We start from the raw sequence: 23,135 nt of genomic DNA on the forward strand, positions 1-23,135 counted from the left end.
GGAGATTGGACCGGATGAGCGAAACCGCCGTGACCGTGCAGCCCATGCGCTACCTCGACAAGGCGATGGGCGCCCTGCGCGACCTGGGCCTGCCCATGCCGACGCAATCCGCCGAGGAAAGCCCGATCACCGGCCTGCTCTCCAAGATCATGGAGGTGGACCAGGGCCGCGTGACCCTGATCGCCCGCGTGCTCAACCAGGCGACCACCTTCAACGAGGTGGTGCGGGAACAGATCAAGGCGATGGAGGTAGGCGAGCGCTACCAGACCATCACCGCCGCCTTCAATTCCATCCGCGACGACGCGCGCAGCATGGTCGCGCAGATGGAGGACGGGAAGATCTCCACCATGGAGCGCCTGTCCAACGTCTGGCAGAAGGCGACGCGCGGCGACATCGCGACGCGCTTCGACAAGATCCGCGACACCTACATCGAGGTGTCGAAGGACACGAAGGAGAACATCGACCGCGAGCACGCCATCCTCGAGGCCTATCGCGACTTCCGCGGCGCGCTGAAGCAGGCCGAGGTCCTGGCGCTCGAGGTGCTGAAGACCGCCGAGGGCAGCCTGAACGCCGCCAAGGCCGCCACCGACGCCGCGGTGAAGACCGCCGAGGGTGCCGCCGGCATCGAGCCCGCCGAGCGCGCGAAGCTCGAACTGGCCCGCGACGAGGCGCTGCGCCACCTCCAGGCGGAGGACGGCAAGTACCAGATCGCCAAGGACCTCGCGGACAACCTGACCGTCTCCTACAACACCTCCGAGGTCATCATGGCCCGGCTGGTGCAGACCACGACGGCCAAGGAACGCGTGTACCAGCAGTCGGTTTCCTTCTTCTCGACCAACGAGGCAGTGCTGACGGCGCTGACGGCCTCCTTCACCGGCATGCACGGGCTGCACGAGAGCACGCGCACCCTTGAAGGCATGAAGGCGGGCGTGAACCAGTCGCTGGAAGTCCTCGCCGAGATCGGCGGCAAGGTGCAGGAGGCCGCGCTCAAGGCCGGCTACGGCCCGACCATCCAGGCCGATGCGGTGAAGAAGCTGGTGGACAGCGTCGTGAACTATCAGGAGCGCTCGATGGAGATCATCGACGAGATGCGCACCGCCGCTACCCGCAACAGCGAGGAGATCCGCCGCTCCGTCGAGGAGGCGAAGCAGCGGATGGCGAAGCTCGCGCAGCGCGCCACGGTGGTCGCGCAGGCGAATGCCTGAGCCCGTCGCGGCTCAGGCCGCGCCAGCAGGAGGCGCAGGCGCGCCCGCGCTCGACGAGACCATGCTGGCGATGGACGTGGTGGACACGATCCGCCACGCCGATCGCCTGGTCGAGCGTGAACTCGAAGGCACCGACCGGCAGGAGCGCCTGCGGGAACGCCTGCGGGAGATCTACAAGTCCCAGGGCATCGAGGTCGCGGACCACGTCCTCGACCAGGGTATCGCGGCGCTGGAGGAACAGCGCTTCGCCTATGCGCCGAAGGGGCAGGGGTGGCGGCGCAGCCTCGCCATCGCCTGGGCGACGCGCGGCCGCTGGGGGCGCTTCGCGCTGGCGGGGCTCGGCGGCATCGTCATCCTCTGGGGCATTTACCATTTCACGGTCGTCGCACCGCGCCAGCGCGAGGCCACTGCCGTCACGCGAGAACTGCAGCAGGACTTGCCGCGCGCGCTGCGCGCCGAGCATGACCGCGTACTCGCCGGCACGCAGGATGCCACGGCGCGTGCCGATGCCGCCCGCCTGCTCGCCGAGGGCGAGGCCGCTGCGCGCGCCGGCAATCTGGCGGAGGCGCGTGCCCGCCGCACCGCGCTGTCCGACCTCGCGGCGCGGCTCGCGGCGGCCTACAGCGTGCGCATCGTCAACCGACCGGGAGAACCCTCCGCGGTCTGGCGCGTGCCCGCGGCCAATCCGCGCGCGCGCAACTACTACCTGATCGTCGAGGCCATCGACCGCGACGGCCGCCCGGTGGAAGTGCCCGTCACCAGCGAGGAGGACGGACGCACCGCGCGCGCCAGCCGCTGGGGCCTGCGCGTGCCGGAAGCGGAGTTCGAGCGTGTCCGCCGCGACAAGCTGGCCGACGGCATCATCGACCAGCCCGTGATCGGGCAGAAGGCGGCCGGCTCGCTGGCCACGACCTGGACGGTACAGACCAGCGGAGGGGCAATCCTGTCATGGTGAGCGGCGGCGCCGTCCTGCAGGAGGTGGACGGCCATATGGCCGAGGCACAGCGCGTCGCCTCCGCGACCCAGGCGGAGGTCGACCGCCTCGCTGCGCGGCGCGACGGGGTGCGCGCGGAGGAAGCCGAGGCGCTTCGCGCCCTCGCGCGCCTGCGCCTGACGGAACTCGCCGAGGGCAGGGCGGCGCTGGACGCGCTGGATGCTGCCGGCGCGCAGGTGCAGGAGAGTCTGCGCCGGCGCGCCGCCGGGCTTGAGGAGGCGCAGCGCGCCATCCTCGATGCGCGTGATGCGCTGGCCACGGCCGAGGCGAAGCGCGACGCCGAGGCCGCGCGCCTGCGTGCCGTGCAGGAGGCGGAGGCCGCGGCGCTGCGCGACGCCGATGTGAAATCCGCGCAGGACGAGGAGTTCCACCGCCTCTCCGCCGCCGCCGAGGAAGCCGAGCGCACCGCCCAGCACGCCGAGCAGAAGGCCGGCTTCGCGCAGCGCGACTTCGAGGAGAAGGGCCGTCCCTACCGCGCCGATCCGCTGTTTTCCTATCTCTGGGACCGCGGCTGGGGAACCGGCCGATACCGCGCCTTTCCCCTGGTGCGGATGATCGACGGCTGGGTCGCGCGCCTGATCGAGTTCGAACCGGCGCGGCGTTCCTACGCGCTGCTGTCGGAGCTGCCGGGGCATCTGACCGCGCATGCGCAGCGCATGCGGGCCGCCGCCGATGCGGCCGTGCGCGCCATGGTCGGCCGTCGCCGCGCGCTCGCCGGGCTGCCGGAGGGCAATGGCCGCCCCAGCGCCGCGGAGACGGATGCGGCAGAGGATGCGGTCGAGGCAGCGCGCGCCGCGCTCACCGAAGCCGAGGCGAAGCGCAGTGCGCTCGCATCTGGTGACGACGCTGCCTCGCAGGAGGCGATCCGCGCCCTGGAGACGGCGATCGGCGCCCGTTCCCTGCGCACCCTGCGCGAGGACGCGGCCCGCACGCCGACGCGCGACGACGATGCGATCGTCGCGCGTCTCGAGATCGCCGCGGCCGAGCGCGCCCGGCTCGAGAACGCCCTGGCCGACGCCCAGGCACAGGCCGAAGGCGCGCGCCGCCGCCTGGAGGACCTGCAGTCCCTGCGGCACGACATGCGCGGCCGCGGCGTGGATCGCAGCGACTGGGGCTTCGCCAGCGGCGCCCTGGTGGGGGCGCTGGTCGGCGAGCTGCTGCGCGGCGCACTCTCCCGCGACGGCTTCTGGGACCGGATGGAGCGCGAGCGCCGCTCCGGCGGGATGGGGGGCACCGCCACTCCTGGCCCCTGGGGCAAGCCCCTGCCGGGCCCATGGGGCAAGCCGATGCCGGGCCCCTGGTCCGGTGATTCCGGCGGCGTCTGGGGCGATGCCGGAGGGTCGTCGGACTGGGGTGGCAAGCGCGCCGGCCGGGGCGGCTCCAAGGACGATGGCGGCTGGAGTGGCGGCAGCGATGCCGGCGGCGGGTTCCGCACCGGAGGCAGTGACTCCGGTGGAGGATTTCGTACGGGCGGCTCCGTCTGAGGCGGCGCCCGGCGCCGCGGCTTGCCGATCCCTGTCAATCGGGTGACGATCCGCGCCGCCGGGCGAGCATCATCAGAACGGCGTCCCTTACCCCGATCGACAGGGCGACAGATCCATGCAGCTGCTTCGAAATACCGGCGTCGTTGCCGCGCTCGCCATGCTCTGCGCCTTCGCGCCGGGTGGCGCCTTCGGCCAGGGGGCGCAGCCTGGCCCGACGCTTTCCGCGGTGCGCGGGAAGAACATGCTCGACTGCAGCGCCAACCAGGGCTCGCCCGGCTTTGGCGTGCCGGACAGCCGCGGCGAACAGCGCGGCCTCGACCCCGACATCTGCCGGGCCATCGCCGCCGCCGTGCTGGGTGACGCCAACCGTGTCCGCTGGCACGTGCTCACCAGCCAGGCACGCATCCCGGCGCTGCAATCGGGCCAGGTCGACGTCGTCGCCCGCACCTTCACCTGGACCCATTCGCGCGAAGTGAACGCCGGCCTGCAGTTCGGCCCGACCGTCTTCTACGACGGCCAGGGCTTCATCGTGCGCCGTGCGCTCGGCATCACGCGCGCCGCGCAACTCGATGGCGCGACGGTCTGCGCGACCGCCGGCTCGACGAACGAGCTGAACCTCGCCGACTGGGCGCGCACCAACAACATTCGCGTCCAGCCCCTGGTCTTCGAGAGCAACGAGGACACGCGCAAGGCCTACACGGCCGGGCGCTGCGACGCCTACACGCTCGACGCCAGCCAGCTCGCCGCCTTCCGCACCAGCCTGCCCGCCGGCGAGCACATCATCCTGCCCGACATCATCAGCAAGGAGCCGCTGACCCCCGCCGTGCGGAAGGGCGACCCGCAGTGGTTCGACATCATGCGCTGGACCATCTACGCGCTGTTCCTGGCCGAGGAGCTCGGCATCACCCAGGCGAACGTGGACCAGATGCTGCAGAGCCCGAACCCCGAGATCCGCCGCCTGCTCGGCGAGGCCGGGGACACCGGGCCGGCCATGGGGCTCGACCGGCGCTGGGCCTACAACGCCATCAAGGCGGTGGGGAACTACGGGGAGATCTTCGAACGGCACCTCGGGACGAATTCGCCGATCGGACTGGAACGCGGGCTCAACAACCTGTGGAACCGCGGCGGGCTGATCTACGCGCCTCCGATGCGCTGAACGCGACTGGAGGGGCGTCGCCCCTCCAGCCCACCCCGCCGGGATTCCCATTGGCGTTGCGATGCAAGGCCAATGGGGGGCAAAGGCCGAAAGGCCCTTGGAAACCGATACGTCAGAAGAGCGAGTAACCGCCATCGACCACCAGGCAATCGCCGGTGTGGTAGGCGGAGGCATCGCTCGCGAGATAGACCGCGAGGCCGCCGAAATCCGCACCCGTGCCCCAGCGGCGGGCGGGGATGCGTGGCAGCACGGCGCCGGCGAACTTCTCATCCGCGACGCTGCGTGCGGTCATCGGGGTCTCGATCCAGCCGGGCAGGATGGAGTTGGCGCGGACGCCATGGCGGGCGAGTTCCACCGCCAGCGCGCGGATCACCGCCACCATGGCACCCTTGGTTGCCGCATACTGCGTATTGCGGGCGGCACCCTCGATGGCGGCGAGGGACGCCGTGCCCACCAGCGACCCGCCGCCGCCGCGTTCCACCATGTGCCGCGCCGCGGTGCGCAGCGTGTAGAAGGCGCCGTCGAGGTTCACCCGCGTCACGCGGTGCCATTCCGCGCTGTCGAGATCGACGAACTTTCCCTTCCGGCCATAGGTGCCGGCATTGGCGAAGCAGGCATCGACGCGGCCGAGCGCCGCCAGCGTGCCGGCGAAGGCGGCCTCCACCGCAGCCTCGTCGCCCACGTCGCAGAGTTCCGCATGCACACGCACCCCCGTCGCGGCCAGGGCTGCGACCGCCGCGTCGTTCTTCGCCGCGTTGGTCCCCCAGATCGCGACATCCGCGCCCGCTTCCGCCAGCGCCTGTGCCATGCCGAGGCCGATGCCGGAATTCCCGCCCGTGACGAGCGCGACCTTCCCGGAGAGGTCGAAAGGCTTGTAGGCCATCAGTAGCCAGCCTGCCGGTCCACGAGTTGCGTCAACGGCTTCCCGTCGAGGAAGCGGTGCAGGTTCTCCACCAGCAGCGCCGCGACCATCTCGTCGCGATGCGGGTGCAGGCCACCGATATGCGGGAGCACCATGATCTTCTCCTCGCCCCAGAAGGGATGGTTGGCGGGCAGCGGTTCGGTGCGGAAGACGTCGAGGATGGCCCCGGCGATGGTGCCGGCGCGCACGGCGGCGACCAGGTCCTCGTCGCGGATCAGCGCGCCACGACCGAAGTTCAGCAGCCAGGCGGTCTTCTGCATCCGCGCGAGGCGCGCGGCATTCATGAAGTTCTCGGTCTCCGGCGTCGCGGGCAGCAGCAGGACGACGTAGTCGCTCTGCGCCAGTACCTCGTCGGTGCCGTCGGGACTGAAGACCTGCGCGACGTGCGGCACTTCCGCCTGTCCCCGCTTGGTGCCGATCACCCGCATCTCGAGCGCCGCGGCCTTGCGCGCCAGTTCCGCCCCGATCGCACCAAGGCCGAGGATGCCCAGCGTCTTCCCCGCCAGCGTATCCGAGACGCGCCGCGTCCAGCGCTTCTCGGCATTGTCCGTGACGATCGCCGCATAGGGCTTCGTGATGTGGAACAGCGCGCCGAGGATGTTCTCCGGCATCTGCACCCGGTGCGTGCCGCGGGCGCAGGAAAGCGCCAGGTCGTCCCGCAGGTCCGCCCGCGCCAGCCAGTGCTCCACGCCCGCTGTCAGCGCCTGCACGAAGCGCAGCTTCGGCATGCGATCGAGCATGCCGGGCGGCGGCCCCCAGGAGAGCAGCGCCGCGGCCTCGGCCAGCAGGGCATCGCCGGGCGTCGCGGCGCGCGGCACGGTCTCCACGCGCAGCCGGTCCGAAAGTCCCGCCGCGGCGATCGCGCGCGCATAGGGCTCGGCTCCGTCGGTCCACAGCAGGAGCAGCGGCTTGGTCATGGCATTTCCTCCGGTCTGCCGCGAAGCCTGCGGCAGGAGAGGGGATGCGTCCAGATCAGGCGGCGGGCGCGCGCAGTTCCGTCGCCACCATCTGCTGGATCTCCGTCACGCGCAGGATGCGTATGGCGCGGCGGTCGCGCGCCAGCCAGCCGTCCCGCGTCATCTCCGAGAGTTCGCGGGATACCACTTCCCGTCGCGCTCCGATGCGCGCCGCCAGCTCATGGTGCGGCGGCGGCGGGGAGACGACGCGCTCGCCCGGCGCGCCCGTGCGCGGTCGTGACAGGCGCAGCAGTTCCGCGAAGAGGCGCAGCCGCACCGGCAGCGCCTCCCGCTCCAGCGTCCGCTCGGTCTGCAGCCGCAGCTTGCCCGCCAGCGTCTTCAGCAGGGCATGGCATGCGGAGGGCGTGGCGAAGACGTAATCGAGGAAGGCCTGCGCCGGCAGGATGCAGAGGCGGGAGCGCGCCACCGCCGTGACGTTCGCGGCACGCGGCGCGCTGTCGATCGCCGCCAACTCGCCGAAGAATTCCCCCTGGCCGAACTCGTTGAGCAGCACCTCGCGGCCCGAGGCGGCGCGCAGTTGCACCCGCACGGCACCCGAGGCGACGAAGAAGATGTCGGTGGAGGGTTCGTCCTCGTCCACCACGACCTGGCCGGGCTCCACGGTGCGCCAGCGCGCGGCGGCGGTGGCCCTGGCGATCGCTTCGGGCGACCCGCCGCGGAAGAAGGCGAGGTCGGTCAGCGCAGGCGGGCGTGCGGGCTCAGCCATGGCCGGTCGCAGCCAGACGAGGTGCGGAAGGTTCGGGTCCTGGATCGCGCGCATGGACAGCCTCCGTGCCGGCGACCCTGGGCGCCAGGCGCGCGGAGCCTGCCCTCGCGGCCGCCTGGAAGCGAGTGATGCGGATCACGGCACGGGCACGCCGGCGAGGCTCGCCAGCGCCGCCCGGCAGTCGAGGATGCCGTGGCCGTGGCGCTCGTTCCATCCGCTGCTGCCATCCGGCTGCCAGGCGCTCTGGCGCAGCCGGTCGAAGAGCACGTCGGAGGGCAGGGCGGTGTCGTCCCATTTCGTCCGCAGCGCGGCGACCGCGCCTGCCGCTATGGCCGAGGCTGCGGAGGATCCGGCGGCCAGCCGGTGCGCCGTATCGGGAACGCGGAAATGCGCCGGCGCGGCGAGATCGGGCTTGAGCTGCGGCTGCCCCAGGTAGTCGGAGAACTGCCCCGGCCCCTGGGAGGAATAGCCGTTCCAGATCCCGTCCGCGCGCACCGCGCCGACCGTCAGCACGCTGTCGAGCGAATTGGCGCCGAGGATGCTGCGGCCCGGGCCGATCACCTCCTCCGCGCAGCGGCCATCGGGGCAGAACTGGCCGCAATTGCCGGCGGCGAAGACGACGTCGGCGACCTTCGCAGCGATGTCCACCGCGCAGGCGACCCAGTGGTAGCGGTTCTTGGTGTACTCGCCGGGATAGGCCTCGCCGCGCGGGTCGTAGATGCTCCAGGCGTTCACCAGCACCCAGCGGCCCTTGTAGACCTTCGGGTTGATCAGCCCGAGCAGCACGATGTCCAGCGCGATCCGGGTGATGGCGCCGAAGGCGTCGCTCAGGAAGGCCGGCAGGTTCGCGGTGATGCGCGGCGGGATCAGCGGGCAGTCCAGGATCATAGCCTTCGGCGCCAGCGCCAGCACGTTGCGCGCGATCATCGTGCCGTGGCGGTTGTCCTTCGCCGCCTGCCCCGGCGGCACGGCGCCGGGCCACGAGGGCTTCCACCAGCCGCCGAGGAAGGTCGTCCCGGGGGGCAGGCGCGACGCGTCCACCCCCTGGTCGATGACGACGACCTTCACGCCGCTGCCGTCGAGGTGGCCCGCCGCCAGCGCATCGGCGCGGATCAGCCGCAGCGCGTCCTCGAGGCCGCCGAAGGCGTCGCCCTCCCCACGGCCGGGGCCCCAGTGCAGGGCCGGGCGGATGCGGATGTCGCCGACCGCCTCGTCGAAGGGGCCGAGGGCGGCCTCCGCCTTGGTGCGGAAGGCCTCGGCGGCCTCCTCGGAGGGAAAGCGGATGGCGAGGGCGGCATCGGCGGCCTTCTCGCGCTGGCCGGGCAGGGCATCAGCGGTCGGCCGGTCGCCGGGCAGGTAGAGGTCCCAGTCCTGCAGCGGGCGATGGGTGATCTGCAGCGGCAGGGCCTCGGGCGCGCCCTCCCCGGTGCCGAGGCCGAGCCGGCGCACCAGCAGCCGGGACAGGCCGGGAAGGTCCCCCTTGCCGTAGGCGGCGCCGATCTCCGTCTCCGCGTCCTTCAGCCAGTGCGCGGCGCGGAACACGTAGTTGCGCCGCACCGGCCGGCCCGGCCGCTTGTCCTCGCCCGCTTCCGCCATCGTCAGGATCTCCCCACTCACGGGAGGGGTATCCTTGCACTTTCGCCTCGTTTCGTGAAATCTCGGTCATCACTCCGAAGCATGAAACTGGAAGCTGCTCGGGCGATGTCCGCCGATCCTCTCGCGCGCAGACTGGACATGGAGGCCGCTTTGGGCGTGCGGCGCTTCGCCGCCTTCGCCTTCGCGGACGTCGTCGGCTACACGATCCTGATGGCGACCGAGGAAGGTCGCACCCACCGCCGCTGGATGGCGGTGCTGGACGGCACGCTGCGGCCGCTGGCCGCCGAGCATGGCGGGCGCATCGTGAAATCCACCGGCGACGGCGTGCTGGCCGAGTTCCCGACGCCGCGGGCGGCCGTGGCCTGGGGACTGGAGGTGCAGCGCCGCCTCGCCGCCGCCGAGGCGCAGGAGGCCGAGACGCCCACCCTCGCGCTGCGCATCGCCGTCCATGCCGGGGAGATCACGGCGACCGACCACGACATCTACGGCCAGGGGGTGAATGTCGCCGCCCGGCTGCAGGAGCACGCGCCGGCCGGCGGGCTGCTGCTGTCGGCCGATGTCCACGAGGTGGCGGGCGGCGCGCTGCCCCATCCGGCCCGGGATCTCGGCTGGCTCGTCCTCAAGCACCTGCCGGCGCCCGAGCGTGCCTTCGCGCTGGACCCGGAGACACCGCCCGCGAGGCTGCCGAGCCCGCCGGACGTCTCGCCCTTGCCTTCGCTTGCGGTGCTGCCGCTGCGCAACCTCGGCGGGGACCCGCAGGACGACTACTTCGCCGATGGCGTGGTGGAGGACATCGTCGTCTCGCTCGGCAACCTGCGTGAGCTGATGGTGGTGTCCCGCTCCTCCACCCTGGCCTGGCGTGGGCGGGATGCGGACCCGCGGGACGTCAGCCGCGCCCTCGGCGTGCGCTACGTCGTCAGCGGCAGCGTCCGGCGGGCCGGGCGCGACCTGCGCGTGCAGATCGAACTGTCGGATGCGCATACCGGCACGCGGCTCTGGGGCGACCGGGCGGAGGCCCATGGCGGGGAACTCTTCGCCCTGCAGGACCGCATCGTCGAGCGCATCGTCTCCGGCGTCGCGCCGCATGTGCGCGTGGCCGAGTTGCAGCGCGCGCTCCGCAAGCGGCCCGAGAGCTTCACCGCCTACGACCTGGCGCTGCGCGGGCTCGGGCTGATCCACGACCTGGAACGCGCGCATTTCGAGGAAGCGCGCACCCTGTTCGAGCGCGCCATGGCCCACGACCCCGGCTTCGCCTTGCCGGTGGCCTGGGCGGCGCGCTGGTACAGCGTGAATGTCGGACAGGGGTGGTCGCGCGACCCGCGCGCCGACATGGAGCAGGCGGCCACGCTCGCCATGCGGGCGACAGAGCTCGACCGCCAGAACGGGCTGGCGCTCGCGACCTACGGCCACGTGCGGTCCTTCCTGTTCCACGACTACGACACCGCGCTGGTGTTCTTCGAGCGTGCGCTCTCGGCCTCCCCGAACAGCGCGCTGGCCTGGCTGCTGTCCTCTGCCACGCTCTCCTATGTCGGCCGCACGGAGGAGGCGATCCGCCACGCCGAGCACGGGCTGCGCCTCTCGCCCTTCGACCAGAACCTGTTCACCTACTACAACCTGATCGGCATGGCGCATTACGCCCACGGGAACGTCGCCGAGGCGGTGCGCTGGTGCCGGCTGTCCCACGCGGAGACGCCGCGCTTCACCTCGAACCTGCGCATCATGATCGGTGCGCTGTCCGCGGCCGGGCAGGCGGAGGAGGCGCGCGCCGCCGCTGCCCGGCTGGTGGAGCTTGAACCCGGCTTCACGCTGTCGAACTACGAGCGGACACGGCTGCCGTTCCGCGATACTGCGATCCGTGTGCGCTACCTCGCAGACCTGCGAGCAGCCGGTCTGCCGGAATGACGCCTGGCAACAACAGGAGGACCGCATGACCGGTGGCATAGGACCGTCCGACTCCGCGGACAGCGCCGATTCGGCCGACAGCGCGGATTCCGCGGACAGCGCGGATTCCGCAGGCGGTGGGGGCAACTCCCGCGGCCGCGCGAGTGCGAGGCCGGTCGGCCTCTCCCCCGCCCTTCAGCGTATCTCCGGCGAGGACTGGTTCCGCGCCAACCGCTGGCCGCCGCAGGATCTGCCGAATCTCGGCCAGGCGACGCTGGCCGCGACCCCGCCGGCGTTCCGGCCCGAGGAATGGTCCTTCGTCCATTTCGCGCTGACGGTGACGACGCAGTTCGCCGCCCGCAGCAGTGGCGGCGGCGCACCGGACTGGCTCGGCTTCCACCTGCCCACGCCCGCGACGGCATTGCTGGCCGCCGGCCGCACCCAGCAGCAGGAACTCGGCGAGCTGCACGAGATCGCCGAATTCCGCGCCGGCGTCATGTCCGAGGCGATGGAGCAGCGCGACAACGTCATCGGCTACTTCCGCGGCCTGCTGACCTTCAAGGGCAGCAGCCACCCCTGGACCAGCCGCCTCTGCCACGCCGCCGTCCGCGTCGGGCAGTTCGCCGCCATGCACCACAAGATGGCGCACGGGCGCGCGCGGCCATCCCGCCTGTCGCCGGCACTGATGCCGCCGATCGACCCGCCGGGGCACGCCGCCTACCCGAGCGGCCACGCCACAGAGGGCTACATGCTGGCCCTCGTGCTGGCCGAGGTGATGCCGGGCATCGCCTGGGGCAGCGGCACCGGCGGCACCAAGGTGCCGATGACCGCGGCCGAGCGTCTGAACAACCCGCTCTGGCGCATCGCGGAGCGCGTGGCGCGCAACCGGGAAGTGCTCGGCATGCACTACCCGACCGACAGCGCGGCAGGGCTGCTGCTCGCGCTGAACAGCTTCGCGATCCTGAAGGCCTGCCCGCTGATCGGGGCCGCAGGGACAGGGGCGATCGATCGCGCGAAGGCGGAGTGGAACTGATGAAGGGCGGGGGAGGGGAACCTCCCCCGCGCCCCCTCCCTTCCTTGGCTGGGCGCATCGCCGAGGGCGATGCGCATCGGCGCCAGGGCCACTTCCGTTCGCAACGGCTCGCGGCGCCTGCTCCAAGCCCTTGTCTTCGTGGGTATCTTCACCCGATCAGGTGATGCCACCTGATCGGGATCCGCCCTATGCCTTCACGATCAGCGCATCCACGGCGACGGCGTCGGAGCCGGCGACGATGATCGGGTTCACATCGAGTTCCGCCACGCGGTCGCGCTGGTCGGCGACGAATTCCGACAGGCGCGCGACGATCTCGGCCAGGCGGTCGAGGTCCGCGGCCGGCGCACCACGGAAGCCCTCCAGAGCGGCGCGGCCGCGCAGGCGCCCGAACATGGCGCGCGCTTCGGCGGGTGTGACCGGGGCGAGAGCCAGCGTGGAATCGCGCATCAGTTCCACCAGCACGCCACCCAAGCCGGCGACGATCAGCGGACCCATCAGCGGATCGACGCGGGCGCCGACCATCACCTCGACACCAGGCTTGGCCATGGGCTGCACCAGCACGCCGTTGATGCGGGCATGCGGCGCGTGGTGCTTCGCGTTCGCCATGACGGCGCGGTAGGCCTCCCGCACGTCCGCGGCGTCCTTGAGACGCAGGCGGATGACGCCGGCTTCGGTCTTGTGCGGCAGGTCGGGGCTCTCGACCTTCATTGCCACCGGGAAGCCGAGCGCCTCGGCGGCAGCGACCGCCGCATCCTCGCTCTGCGTCAGCTTCTCGGGCACCACCGGCACGCCATAGGCGGCGAGCACGGCCTTGGCCTCGCGCTCGGTCAGCGTACGGTCCTGGGATGCCGCGATCAGCGCCGCCGCCTCGGCCTTCGCCTCGGGGCGCGACAGGCGGGTGTAGGCGCGCGGGCCGGCGGCGCGACGGGCTTCCCGCGCATGCCAATGCGCCAGCGTGGCGAAGCAGCGGTCCATGGAGCGGAACAGGCCGATGCGCGGGTTCCGCTCCGCTTCCGTCGATCCGGTGCCCTCCAGCCATTCGGTGGTCCACACCACGCAGATCGGCTTGTCGTGCTGCTCGGCGATGGCGGCGAGTTCGCCCGGCCGCTTCGCCGAGAGTTCCGTCGAATAGATCTGCGCGTAGATCAGCGCGCCATAATGCTCATCCCCCAGCATGGCGGAGGCACAGGCCGTCAGGCTTTCGGGATCGTTCGCCACCTGGGCGGTGACGTCGCAGGGGTTCCGGGCCGAACCGAAATCCGGGATCCGCGATTCCAGGATCGCCTGCACCGGCGGGGTCGGCTGCGGCAGGGGCACGCCGCGTGCCTCCGCCTTGTCCGCCGACATGATGGCTGCGCCGCCCGAGACGGCCACCACCGCCACGCCGCGCGCCTTGGGCGCCGGCGCCTTGGCCAGGAAGGAGGAGGTTTCCACCAGCGCCTCGAAATCCTGCACCACGATCGCACCGGCGCGCTCGAAGGCCGCGAGGTAGGCCGCGTTCTCGCCCGCCAGCGAGCCGGTGTGCGACATCGCCGCCGCCGCCCCGGCCTCACCCGTGCCGAGCTTGAACACCACCAGCGGCTTGTTCGCCGCATCGGCGATCTCGGCCGCGTGGATGAAGCGCATCGGGTCGGGCATGCCCTCGAAGACGCAGCCGATCGCCGCGCAGTTCGGATCATCCGCCAGGAACGAGACGCAATCCGCCACGTCCACGTCCGAGGAATTGCCCGTGGTCAGCAAGTGGCTGACCGAGACGCCGCGCATCACCGCCTGCGCCAGCGAGAAACCCAGCGCGCCCGACTGGCTGATGAGGCCCACCGCGTGCGGCAGCGGCCGTTCCATCGGCGGCGGGATCATGAAGGTCACGCCGGCCTTGGTGCCGAAGTTCAGCATGCCGATGCAATTCGGCCCGACGATGCGCATGCCGGCCGCACGGCCGATCTCGGTCAGGCGGTCCTGCGCGGCGATGTCGTCCTCGCGCCCCGTTTCCCGGTAGCCGGACGCATAGATCATGATGCCGCCGACGCCGGCCTTGGCGCAGTCCGTCGCGATCTCCTCCACCGCGTCCTTGGCGGCGACCACGATGCAGCAGTCCGGCGCTTCCGGCAGCGCGGCGACGGAGGGGAAGCAGGCGCGCTCGCCGATCTTCTCGTAGCGCGAATTCACCAGGTAGAGCCGGCCCGTATAGTCCTTCAGCGCCTGGATGGTGCGGTCGGCGAAGGATCCTGCCCTGGGGCTGGCGCCGATCACGGCGATCGAGGCGGGATCGAACAACCGTCGCATGTCGCCGTGGCGATAAACGGCGCGGCTCGTCAAACTCATGCTTACGCTTCCCCTGGTCATCACCCCCGGCTCATCCCGGCCGGCAGGCGAAGCCTAGGGGGCGTGCGGCGATCCGTCACCCCCGCGGCGGCGCGGCCGCGGAGGCCAGGGCGGCATTGGCGTAGCGCGGATCATCGGTGACCTCCCGCCCTGCCCAGTCAGGCAGGACGAGGGGGCGGTGCGCATCCGGAAGTTCGACCTCGGCCATCACCAGCCCGGCGAGCGGGCCTTCGAAGACGTCCACTTCCCAGAGCAGCCCGTCATGCGGGACGTCGTGGCGCGTCTTCACGAGGCTGCGGCCGCCGCAGAAGGCGGTCAGCATCTCCTCCGCTTCTGCCGTCGGCACGGCGTATTCGAATTCGTGCCGCACCAGGCTACCGGGCCCTTTTATGGTCAGCCGGGCACTGTTCCCGACCACGCGGACCCGCACGGAAACGCCATCCTCCCGTGCCAGGTAGCCCTGCTGCAGGCGGCGCGAACGGGTGGCGGCGGCGCGCCATGCGTCGCCGAGGACGAGGAAGCGGCGTTCGATCTCCAGGCCCATGGGCGCCTCACTTCATCAGCACATAGGTGCCGGGGGCATCCTCGAGCGCGGGCAGCCCGGCCTCCGGCGCGCCCATGGCGGGCGGCGGCACCATTTCGGGGGAACCGGCCTGCGCCAGCCACTCGGCCCAGGCCGGCCACCAGGAGCCTTCGCAATGCGGCGCGATCGACGCCCAGGTGTCGGGGTCGATGTACCGTTCCCCGTGCCGGCGGGTCATGATCTGGAAGTTGCGCCCGGCATGCCCCGGCTCGCTGACGATGCCGGCATTGTGCCCGCCCTTGGTCAGGGCGAAGGTCACGTCCGTGTCGCTGAACAGCGAGATCTTGTAGACCGACCGCCAGGGCGCGATGTGGTCCTTGGTGGTGCCGACCGCGAAGATCGGCGCGTGGATGTCGCGCAGCGCGATGACGTGGCCTTCCACCGCGAAGCGCCCCGCGGTCAGCCGGTTCTCCAGGAAGAGCCCGCGCAGGTATTCGCCGTGCATGCGTGCGGGCATGCGCGTCTGGTCGCTGTTCCAGGCCGTCAGGTCGGTCATGCCGTTCCGGTCGCCGAGGACGTAGTCACGGATCATGCGCGACCACACCAGGTCGTTGGAGCGCAGGATCTGGAAGGCGCCGGACATCTGGTGCGTGTCCAGGTAGCCCTGGTCCCACATCATGTCCTCGAGGAAGGCGAGTTGGCTCTCGTCCACGAACATCATCAGTTCGCCCGCCTCGGCGAAGTCGGTCTGCGCGGCGAGCAGGGACATGCTCGCCAGCCGGCGGTCGCCATCGCGCGCCATGGTCGCGGCGGCGATCGAGAGGATGGTGCCGCCCAGGCAATAGCCGCAGGCATGGATGCGCCGGTCCGGCAGGATGGCCGAGACGGCGTCGATCGCCGCCATCACGCCGCTGCGCCGGTAGTCGTCGAGGCCGGTCTCCCGGTCCCGCGCATCCGGGTTCTTCCAGGACACCATGAAGACCGTGAAGCCCTGCGACACCAGCCACCGGACCAGCGAATTCTCCGGGCTGAGGTCGAGGATGTAGTACTTCATGATCCAGGCCGGGACGATCAGTACCGGCTCGGCATGCACGCTCGGCGTGGCGGGCTCGTACTGGATCAGTTCCATCAGGTCGTTGCGGAACACCACGCGGCCGGGGGTGACGGCGACCTCGCGACCGGGGCGGAACTTCTCCGCGCCTTCAGGCGGCGCACCGGCGAGGCCGCGCTCGAGGTCGTCGAGCCAGTTCTCCGCCCCGCGCATCAGGTTCACGCCAGCCTCGGACATGGTGCGCGCGACGATGGTCGGGTTGACCCAGGGGATGTTGCTCGGCGCCATGACGTCGGCGAGTTGGCGCATCATGAAGGCGACGGCGTCCTCGTGGCGGTGGGGCAGGCCCGGGACGCCGCGGGTCGCCTCGACCCACCAGGCCTCGGCCATCAGGTGCGCCTGGGCGAGGGCATTGAACGGGAAGGACTGCCAGGCCTCGCTGGCGAAGCGCTGGTCGCCGTTGGTGGGCGCGATCAGCGGCGGCGGGTGCTCCCCGCTCGCGGCATGCCGTAGCCACAGCAGGTAGCGCAGCCCCTGGATCCAGGCCCGCGCGCCCAGCTCCATCTGCTTGCCCGGCGCGCGTGCGAGGTGCACCGCCCAGTTCGTCAGCACGCCGGCGATGGCGAGCGGAGAGATGCCCTGGGTCGACCGCGCCTGCGCTGCGCGCAGGATGCGGTCGAAGGTGTGGAAGGTGGGCCCGACCAGCGCTTCCGGCTGCGCCGCCGCCGCCGCCGCCGCCGCCGCAGGCCGAGGCCTGGTCGGGGAGGGCGGCGGTGCGGAGGTGGCGGGGCCGGCGGGCACGATGGCGGACCGCGCCGCGGCCGGCTGGGCGCGGCGGCGTCGGGGGCGTTCGGAGGTCATGCTCCCCGTTTACCGCAGTTGCGCTCCCGCCGCATTTGCGGCGGCGCAAGCCGGCGGCGCGATCATCAAAGGTTCATTCCGCGGCAGCGTCATCCACCGCGGGCGGCCTCCGCGAGGTAAGCGATGGCCGCGTCCACCCCGCCCGAAGCATGTGGCACCCCGGCCAGGCGCAGCGCGACCTCCACCGTGGAGAGCGTGCCGAGGATCATCGGTTCGTTCAGGTCGCCGAGGTGCCCGATGCGGAACACCTGGCCGCCCAGCCGCCCCAGCCCGCCCCCGAGGGAGACATTGAAGGTCTGCAGGGCGATCCGCCGAACCGCCTCCGCATCGTGCCCTTCCGGCATCAGGATGGCGGTGACGCTGTCGGAATAACGGTCCGGCGAGAGGCAGAAGAGTTGCGGCCCGTTGTTGCCCGACCAGTGGCGCACGCAGCGGCGCACCGCCTCGGCGAGGCGCGCATGGCGGGTGAAGACCTGGTCGAGCCCTTCCTCCTCCAGCAGCCGCAGCGATTCCTTCAGGCCGTAGAAGAGCGAGGTCGGCACCGTGCCGATGAAGGACTTGTGCCGGCGCGCCAGCATGTTGGTCCAGTTGAAGTAGGATTTCGGCAGGCGCGATCCCGCATGCGCCGCCATCGCCTTCGCCGAGACGCCGGTGAAGGACATGCCGGTCGGCAGCATCAGCCCCTTCTGGCTGCCGCCCACCGCGACGTCCACACCCCAGGCATCCATGCGGAAGTCGATGGAGCCGAGGGAGGAGATGGTGTCGGCCAGCAGCAATGCCGGGTGGCCCGCGGCGTCGAGGGCGGCGCGCACCTCCGTCAGCGGCAGGACCATGCCGGTCGCCGTCTCGTTGTGCACGGCGCAAACGGCCTTGATCTCGTGCGCGCCGTCGGCGGCGAGGGCCGCGCGGATCGCCGCGTAGTCCACGCCGCGGCGCCAGTCGGCGGCGATGGTGCGGACCTTCAGCCCGAGATCCTGGGCCATCTTCGCCCAGGATTCCGAAAAGTAGCCCGTCTCGACCACCAGCAGCGTGTCGCCGGGAGAGAACAGGTTCACCAGCGCCGCTTCCCAGGCCGCGTGGCCGGAGCCGGTGTAGAGGAACACCTCCTGCTCCGTCCGCAGCACGCGCTTCAGCCCGGCGACGCAATGGTCATAGACGGCGAGGAAGGCCGGGTCGTTGAAGTCGATCGTCACATGGGCGACGGCCTTCAGGATCGAATCCGGGATGTTGGTCGGTCCCGGATTGGCAAAGAACTGGCGTCCGCGCGGGAGGCGGGCGGTGGCTGACATTCTTGTTTCCTCCTTCAGCGCGCGAGTTCGCGCGCCATCGTCTCCAGCCCCGCGAGCGTCAGCGGGTACATGCGGTTCTCCATCAGGCGCTGCAGCATCGCGATGGACTGCGTGTAGCGCCAGTGGGACTGCTCCACGGGATTGAGCCACGCCGCCTTGCGGAAATGGCGCGTCAGGCGGTCCATCCAAACTTGGCCGGCTTCCTCGTTCCAGTGTTCCACGGAACCGCCGGGCTGGATGATCTCGTATGGGCTCATGGTCGCGTCGCCGACGATCACCAGGCGCCAGTCGGGGCCGTAGGTGCGGAGCATCTCCATGGTCGGGCGCTCGGTTTCCCGCCGGCGGCGGTTGGTGCGCCAGACGCGCTCATAGGGGCAGTTGTGGAAGTACCAGAATTCCAGGTGCTTGAACTCGGAGCGCGCGGCGGTGAAGAGTTCCTGGCAGATGCGGATGTGGTCGTCCATCGACCCGCCGATGTCCATCAGCAGCAGCACCTTCACGGCGTTGTGCCGCTCCGGGACCATGTGCAGGTCGAGCGATCCGCCATTGCGCGCCGTCGCGCCGATGGTGCCGGGCAGGTCGAGTTCCGTCGCCGCGCCCGTGCGCGCAAAGCGCCGCAGACGGCGCAGCGCGACCTTCATGTTGCGGGAGGACAACGCCTCGTCCTCGTCGAGGTCGCGGAACTGCCGCTGGTCCCACACCTTCACCGCGCGGCGGTGGCGCGACTCCTCCTGCCCGATACGCACGCCTTCCGGATTGTAGCCATAGGCGCCGAAGGGGGAGGTCCCGGCGGTGCCGATCCATTTCGAGCCGCCCTGGTGCCGGCCCTTCTGTTCGGCGAGGCGCTGCTTCAGCGTCTCCATCAGCTTGTCGAAGCCGCCGAGGGCCTCGATCTGCTTCATCTCCTCGGGCGTGAGGATCTTCTCCGCCATCTTGCGCAGCCACTCGGCCGGCAATTCGCGCGGAGCCTCGCCGGTCGGCGATTCCAGCCCCTTGAAGACTTCCCCGAAGACCCGGTCGAAGCGGTCGAGGTGGCGTTCGTCCTTCACCAGCGCGGCGCGGCTCAGGTGGTAGAAGTCGTCCACGCTGAAGCCGGCCACGCCTTCCTTCATCGCCCGCAGCAGCGCCAGGTACTCCGTGATGGAGGCCGGCACGCCCGCGGCGCGCAGCGCGAGGATGAAGGGCGCGAACATCGGTTCAGCCGCCGCGCCGCCGCGCGAGGAAGGCCAGCCGCTCGAGCAGGTGCACGTCCTGCTCGTTCTTCAGCAGCGCGCCGTAGAGCGGCGGGATCGCGGTCCTGGAATCGGACGACCGCAGCGCCTCGGGCGGCATGTCCTCGATGGTCAGCAGCTTCAGCCAGTCGAGCAGTTCGGAGGTCGCGGGCTTCTTCTTCAGTTCGTTGACCTCGCGGATCTCGAAGAAGACGTTCAGTGCCTCGCGCAGCAATTCCCGGCGGATGTCGGGGTAGTGCGCGCGGACGATCATCTCCATCGTCTCGCGGTCGGGGAAGCGGATGTAGTGGAAGAAGCAGCGGCGCAGGAAGGCGTCCGGCAGTTCCTTCTCATTGTTGGAGGTGATGATCACCACCGGGCGGTGCCGTGCCTGCACCGTCTTGCGCGTCTCGTAGACGAAGAACTGCATGCGATCGAGTTCGAGCAGCAGGTCGTTCGGGAACTCGATGTCCGCCTTGTCGATCTCGTCGATCAGCAGGACGACGGGCTGTTCGGATTCGAAGGCGTCCCACAGCTTGCCGCGCACGATGTAGTTCGCGATGTCGTGCACGCGCGGGTCGCCGAGCTGGCCGTCGCGCAGGCGGGACACCGCGTCGTATTCGTAGAGGCCCTGCTGCGCCTTGGTGGTGGACTTGATGTGCCACTCGATCAGCGGGTAGCCGAGCGCCGTCGCGATCTCCTGCGCCAGCACGGTCTTGCCCGTGCCGGGCTCGCCCTTCACCAGCAGGGGGCGTTGCAGCGCGACGGCGGCATTGACCGCCACCTCCAGCTCGCGGGAAGCGACATAGGTTTCGGTGCCCTTGAACTGCGCCACGTTACGTCCCCGTGCAAAATCGGCCGCCAGGGTCGGGCCGGGCGGCCATTCGCGCAAGCCCGGACCCCTTCGTTTTGCACGCGGCCGCCCCACCAACCCCGCGTGCGGATGCGCCCGGCAATGATGCCGGGCCCATCAGTCGAGGACTTCGGCCGCCAGCCGGAACAAGGCGGCCGCGAAGGCGCGCATGTTGGCCTCCCGCCCCGCCATGCCGGTTTCCAGGGTGATCACCCGTTCCACCGGCCCGGACACGGCCAGGCAGCTATGCCCGGCGGCATCCCCGTAGCGGTTGCCGGACGGCCCCGCCGCGCCGGTTTCCGCGAAGCCCCAGTCGGCGACGAGGCGTTTCCGCAGCGTCCGCGCCAGCAGCAGCGCATAGGGCTCGGATGAGGAGCGCATCCCCGACATCTCGGCATCCGTGATGCCGAGCAGGGCGCTGCGCGCCGCCTTCGTGTAGATCACGCCCCCGCCCAGGAAATAGGCCGAGGCCCCCGGCACCGCGAGCAGCGCCGCCGAGATCAGCCCGCCGGCCGAGCTTTCGGCCACCGCAACCGTCTCGCCCCGGGCCTTCAGCCGGTCGGCGACCGCGCGGGCCGCCGGCAGCAATCCTTCCATCGGATCCTCCATTTCCGCGGCAGCCAAGCAGATCGCAACCGGCGCCACCAGCGGCTGTCAGTTCACACGTGCATTCCGGGCGCCGGATACCTACATTTCGCCGGCCGGGCATGCGGACGTCAGAACTCCGAGAGGTGGAGGGACTGTCATGACCGCCACTGGCTTCAGGCACCTTCCGTGGATCGCTGTCGGGACTCTCGCGGCCGTCGCCCTGGCGGTCGTGGCGACCGAGCGCGGCGAGCCCGTGAACGCCCTGTGGATCGTGGTCGCGGCGATCAGCACCTATCTGGTCGCCTACCGTTACTACGCGCTGTTCATCGCCGAGCGGGTCATGCAGATCGACCCCGCGCGCCCCACGCCCGCGGGCCGGCGCAATGACGGGCTCGATTACGTGCCGACCAACCGCTACGTGCTCTTCGGGCACCATTTCGCGGCCATCGCCGGGGCAGGGCCGCTGGTCGGGCCGGTGCTCGCGGCGCAGATGGGCTACCTGCCCGGGATGCTCTGGATCGTGGCCGGGGTGGTCCTGGCCGGCGCGGTGCAGGATTTCATGGTCCTGTTCGTGTCCATGCGGCGCGACGGCCGGTCCCTGGGCGAACTGGTGCGCGGGGAACTCGGCGACGTGCCGGGCGTCATCGCCCTGTTCGGCACCTTCATGATCATGGTGATCATCCTGGCGGTCCTGGCCCTGATCGTGGTCAAGGCGCTGGCCGAGAGCCCGTGGGGTACCTTCACCGTCGGCGCGACGATCCCCATCGCGATCTTCATGGGCATCTACCTGCGCTACGTCCGGCCCGGCGCGATCGGGGAAGTCTCGGTCATCGGCTTCGTGCTGCTCATGCTCGCCATCCTCGGCGGGCAGTGGGTGGCAGCCGACCCGGCCTGGGCGGCGGCCTTCACCTTCACCGGCACGCAGCTGTGCTGGCTGCTGATCGGCTACGGCTTCGTCGCCTCGATCCTGCCGGTCTGGCTGCTGCTCGCGCCGCGCGACTACCTTTCGACCTTTCTCAAGATCGGCACGATCATGGCGCTTGCCATCGGCATCGCCTTCGTCGCGCCGCGGCTCGAGATGCCCCCGGTGACGCGCTTCATCGACGGCACCGGCCCGGTGTGGTCGGGGTCGCTGTTTCCGTTCCTCTTCATCACCATCGCCTGTGGCTCGGTGTCGGGGTTCCACAGCCTGATCTCCTCCGGCACCACGCCGAAGCTGATCGGGACGGAAGCCGATGCACGCTTCATCGGCTATGGCGGGATGCTGATGGAAAGCTTCGTCGCCATCATGGCCCTGGTGGCGGCCTCGGTGATCCAGCCGGGCATCTATTTCACCATGAACAGCCCCGGCGCGGTGATCGGCACGACGGCCGAGACCGCCGCCGCCGCCGTCACGCAGATGGGCTTCCCGGTCACGGCGGCAGAGATCGCCCAGACGGCGCAGGATGTCGGCGAGGTCACCATCATCTCCCGCGTCGGCGGCGCGCCGACGCTGGCGGTGGGCATGGCGCACATCTTCGCCTCGGCCCTGGGCGGCAAGGCGATGATGGCCTTCTGGTACCACTTCGCCATCCTGTTCGAGGCATTGTTCATCCTGACGGCGGTGGATGCCGGCACGCGGGCGGGCCGCTTCATGTTGCAGGACCTGCTCGGCGTCTTCGTGCCGGCGATGAAGCGGACCGAGAGCTGGGCGTCGAACATCGTCGCGACGGCGCTCTGCGTCGGTGCCTGGGGGTATTTCCTCTACCAGGGCGTGACCGACCCGCTGGGCGGGGTGAACACGCTGTGGCCGCTGTTCGGCATCTCCAACCAGATGCTGGCGGCGGTGGCGCTGACGCTCTGCACGGTGGTGATCTTCCGCATGAAGCGTGAGAGGTATGCCTGGGTGACCATCCTGCCCACGATCTGGCTGGTCGCCTGCACGCTCACGGCCGGGCTGCAGAAGATCCTCCATACCGATCCGCGGATCGGGTTCCTCGCCCATGCAGCGCGGTTCCAGGATGCGGTCGCTGAGGGACGTGTGCTGGCGCCGGCGCGGGACATGGCGCAGATGCAGCAGGTGATCGTGAACGATTATGTCGATGCGGCGCTGGCGCTGGTGTTCGTCTGCGTCGTGGTCAGCATCATCGTCTTCGGCATCCGTTCCTGCTTCGAGGCCTATCGCAGCCAGGTCTGGACGGCGCGCGAAGTGGGCGGTCCCCGGCCGCAGGCGGTGGCGGCGCAATGAGCGACGGGAATGCGAGCGCCCGGCAAGGGCGCGTGACCAGGCTCTTCTCGTGCATCTGCGATGGTGCGCGGCTGATGGTGGGCGTGCCGCGCTATGAGGACTACGTCGCGCACATGGCCCGGATGCATCCGGGCGAGCCGCCGATGACCTATGAGGAGTTCTTCCGCAACCGCCAGGCCGCACGCTACGGCGCGTCGAAGATGGGCGGCATGCGCTGCTGCTGAATTGGGCCCCCTTGGTTCCCGAGAAAGGTTGA

General features: G+C 70.6%; 19 protein-coding genes. 8 read left to right on the forward strand and 11 right to left on the reverse strand.

What is annotated here, in order from left to right:
- Positions 1 to 14: 14 nt before the first annotated feature.
- The 4 genes from GXW76_RS00090 (at position 15) to GXW76_RS00105 (ending at position 4,839) form a co-directional block, all read left to right on the forward strand.
- Complete coding sequence (locus GXW76_RS00090; RefSeq protein ID WP_211859856.1) at positions 15 to 1,205, forward strand: hypothetical protein; 1,191 nt, start codon at positions 15 to 17, stop codon at positions 1,203 to 1,205.
- Positions 1,198 to 2,160, forward strand: coding sequence for a DUF6384 family protein (locus tag GXW76_RS00095; protein WP_211859857.1), 963 nt, complete (start codon positions 1,198 to 1,200; stop codon positions 2,158 to 2,160). Before GXW76_RS00090 ends, GXW76_RS00095 begins: the two co-directional genes overlap by 8 nt.
- Positions 2,154 to 3,683, forward strand: a complete 1,530-nt coding sequence (locus GXW76_RS00100; protein ID WP_211859859.1) for a hypothetical protein — start codon at positions 2,154 to 2,156, stop codon at positions 3,681 to 3,683. Before GXW76_RS00095 ends, GXW76_RS00100 begins: the two co-directional genes overlap by 7 nt.
- Before the next feature lie 115 nt (positions 3,684 to 3,798).
- Positions 3,799 to 4,839: an amino acid ABC transporter substrate-binding protein gene (locus GXW76_RS00105; protein WP_211859861.1), complete on the forward strand. Its 1,041-nt coding sequence runs from the start codon at positions 3,799 to 3,801 to the stop codon at positions 4,837 to 4,839.
- Between the two features lie 112 nt (positions 4,840 to 4,951).
- Here the strand turns inward: GXW76_RS00105 and GXW76_RS00110 are convergent, their stop codons facing one another.
- The 4 genes from GXW76_RS00110 to GXW76_RS00125 form a co-directional block, all read right to left on the reverse strand.
- Positions 4,952 to 5,722, reverse strand: coding sequence for an SDR family NAD(P)-dependent oxidoreductase (locus tag GXW76_RS00110; protein WP_211859862.1), 771 nt, complete (start codon positions 5,720 to 5,722; stop codon positions 4,952 to 4,954).
- Positions 5,722 to 6,678 carry a D-2-hydroxyacid dehydrogenase gene (locus GXW76_RS00115; RefSeq protein WP_211859863.1) on the reverse strand — a complete coding sequence of 319 codons (957 nt, stop codon included), beginning with the start codon at positions 6,676 to 6,678 and terminating at the stop codon, positions 5,722 to 5,724. Before GXW76_RS00115 ends, GXW76_RS00110 begins: the two co-directional genes overlap by 1 nt.
- Before the next feature lie 55 nt (positions 6,679 to 6,733).
- Positions 6,734 to 7,498, reverse strand: coding sequence for a Crp/Fnr family transcriptional regulator (locus tag GXW76_RS00120; RefSeq protein ID WP_211859864.1), 765 nt, complete (start codon positions 7,496 to 7,498; stop codon positions 6,734 to 6,736).
- Between the two features lie 81 nt (positions 7,499 to 7,579).
- Positions 7,580 to 9,061, reverse strand: a complete 1,482-nt coding sequence (locus GXW76_RS00125; RefSeq protein WP_211859865.1) for a S8 family serine peptidase — start codon at positions 9,059 to 9,061, stop codon at positions 7,580 to 7,582.
- 84 nt (positions 9,062 to 9,145) lie between these two features.
- Between GXW76_RS00125 and GXW76_RS00130 the strand changes: the two genes are divergently transcribed.
- Entirely contained in the window at positions 9,146 to 10,942 is a 1,797-nt protein-coding gene (locus tag GXW76_RS00130) for an adenylate/guanylate cyclase domain-containing protein (RefSeq protein WP_211859866.1), read from the forward strand.
- A gap of 25 nt (positions 10,943 to 10,967) precedes the next feature.
- The gene (locus GXW76_RS00135) at positions 10,968 to 11,954 is read left to right on the forward strand and encodes a phosphatase PAP2 family protein (protein ID WP_211859867.1); all 987 of its coding nucleotides are present in this window, start codon (positions 10,968 to 10,970) and stop codon (positions 11,952 to 11,954) included.
- A gap of 186 nt (positions 11,955 to 12,140) precedes the next feature.
- On the opposite strand, the gene GXW76_RS00140 is transcribed toward GXW76_RS00135, so the two are convergent.
- The 7 genes from GXW76_RS00140 to GXW76_RS00170 all read right to left on the reverse strand — a co-directional run bounded on the left by GXW76_RS00140 (position 12,141) and on the right by GXW76_RS00170 (position 20,661).
- Entirely contained in the window at positions 12,141 to 14,276 is a 2,136-nt protein-coding gene (locus GXW76_RS00140) for an acetate--CoA ligase family protein (RefSeq protein ID WP_211859869.1), read from the reverse strand.
- A 76-nt stretch (positions 14,277 to 14,352) separates the two neighbouring features.
- A complete protein-coding gene (locus GXW76_RS00145) occupies positions 14,353 to 14,820 on the reverse strand; it encodes a CYTH domain-containing protein (protein WP_211859870.1) in 468 nt (155 codons plus the stop codon).
- Between the two features lie 7 nt (positions 14,821 to 14,827).
- Positions 14,828 to 16,711, reverse strand: a complete 1,884-nt coding sequence (locus GXW76_RS00150) for a PHA/PHB synthase family protein (protein WP_211859871.1) — start codon at positions 16,709 to 16,711, stop codon at positions 14,828 to 14,830.
- Positions 16,712 to 16,800: 89 nt separating this feature from the next.
- Complete coding sequence (locus GXW76_RS00155; protein WP_211859872.1) at positions 16,801 to 18,000, reverse strand: pyridoxal-phosphate-dependent aminotransferase family protein; 1,200 nt, start codon at positions 17,998 to 18,000, stop codon at positions 16,801 to 16,803.
- Positions 18,001 to 18,014: 14 nt separating this feature from the next.
- Positions 18,015 to 19,193: a vWA domain-containing protein gene (locus GXW76_RS00160; protein ID WP_211859873.1), complete on the reverse strand. Its 1,179-nt coding sequence runs from the start codon at positions 19,191 to 19,193 to the stop codon at positions 18,015 to 18,017.
- A 4-nt stretch (positions 19,194 to 19,197) separates the two neighbouring features.
- Positions 19,198 to 20,046, reverse strand: a complete 849-nt coding sequence (locus tag GXW76_RS00165) for an AAA family ATPase (RefSeq protein ID WP_211859874.1) — start codon at positions 20,044 to 20,046, stop codon at positions 19,198 to 19,200.
- 135 nt (positions 20,047 to 20,181) lie between these two features.
- A complete protein-coding gene (locus GXW76_RS00170) occupies positions 20,182 to 20,661 on the reverse strand; it encodes a CinA family protein (protein ID WP_211859875.1) in 480 nt (159 codons plus the stop codon).
- Positions 20,662 to 20,809: 148 nt separating this feature from the next.
- Here GXW76_RS00170 and GXW76_RS00175 point away from each other — a divergent pair, with 148 nt between their 5' ends.
- On the forward strand, positions 20,810 to 22,879 hold the full coding sequence (locus GXW76_RS00175; protein ID WP_211859877.1) for a carbon starvation CstA family protein: 2,070 nt from the start codon (positions 20,810 to 20,812) through the stop codon (positions 22,877 to 22,879).
- A gap of 32 nt (positions 22,880 to 22,911) precedes the next feature.
- Positions 22,912 to 23,103: a YbdD/YjiX family protein gene (locus GXW76_RS00180; protein ID WP_338150855.1), complete on the forward strand. Its 192-nt coding sequence runs from the start codon at positions 22,912 to 22,914 to the stop codon at positions 23,101 to 23,103.
- The last annotated feature ends 32 nt before the right edge of the window (positions 23,104 to 23,135 follow it).

The sequence above is a fragment of the Neoroseomonas soli genome (assembly GCF_018129065.1).
Taxonomy (GTDB): domain Bacteria; phylum Pseudomonadota; class Alphaproteobacteria; order Acetobacterales; family Acetobacteraceae; genus Neoroseomonas; species Neoroseomonas soli.

Coding starts and splice junctions, on each gene's coding strand:
- GXW76_RS00090 (WP_211859856.1), top strand. CDS start 15: ATGAGCGAAACCGCCGTGACCGTGCAGCCCATGCGCTACCTCGACAAG.
- GXW76_RS00095 (WP_211859857.1), top strand. CDS start 1,198: ATGCCTGAGCCCGTCGCGGCTCAGGCCGCGCCAGCAGGAGGCGCAGGC.
- GXW76_RS00100 (WP_211859859.1), top strand. CDS start 2,154: ATGGTGAGCGGCGGCGCCGTCCTGCAGGAGGTGGACGGCCATATGGCC.
- GXW76_RS00105 (WP_211859861.1), top strand. CDS start 3,799: ATGCAGCTGCTTCGAAATACCGGCGTCGTTGCCGCGCTCGCCATGCTC.
- GXW76_RS00110 (WP_211859862.1), bottom strand. CDS start 5,722: ATGGCCTACAAGCCTTTCGACCTCTCCGGGAAGGTCGCGCTCGTCACG.
- GXW76_RS00115 (WP_211859863.1), bottom strand. CDS start 6,678: ATGACCAAGCCGCTGCTCCTGCTGTGGACCGACGGAGCCGAGCCCTAT.
- GXW76_RS00120 (WP_211859864.1), bottom strand. CDS start 7,498: ATGCGCGCGATCCAGGACCCGAACCTTCCGCACCTCGTCTGGCTGCGA.
- GXW76_RS00130 (WP_211859866.1), top strand. CDS start 9,146: ATGTCCGCCGATCCTCTCGCGCGCAGACTGGACATGGAGGCCGCTTTG.
- GXW76_RS00135 (WP_211859867.1), top strand. CDS start 10,968: ATGACCGGTGGCATAGGACCGTCCGACTCCGCGGACAGCGCCGATTCG.
- GXW76_RS00140 (WP_211859869.1), bottom strand. CDS start 14,276: ATGAGTTTGACGAGCCGCGCCGTTTATCGCCACGGCGACATGCGACGG.
- GXW76_RS00145 (WP_211859870.1), bottom strand. CDS start 14,820: ATGGGCCTGGAGATCGAACGCCGCTTCCTCGTCCTCGGCGACGCATGG.
- GXW76_RS00150 (WP_211859871.1), bottom strand. CDS start 16,711: ATGACCTCCGAACGCCCCCGACGCCGCCGCGCCCAGCCGGCCGCGGCG.
- GXW76_RS00155 (WP_211859872.1), bottom strand. CDS start 18,000: ATGTCAGCCACCGCCCGCCTCCCGCGCGGACGCCAGTTCTTTGCCAAT.
- GXW76_RS00160 (WP_211859873.1), bottom strand. CDS start 19,193: ATGTTCGCGCCCTTCATCCTCGCGCTGCGCGCCGCGGGCGTGCCGGCC.
- GXW76_RS00170 (WP_211859875.1), bottom strand. CDS start 20,661: ATGGAAGGATTGCTGCCGGCGGCCCGCGCGGTCGCCGACCGGCTGAAG.
- GXW76_RS00175 (WP_211859877.1), top strand. CDS start 20,810: ATGACCGCCACTGGCTTCAGGCACCTTCCGTGGATCGCTGTCGGGACT.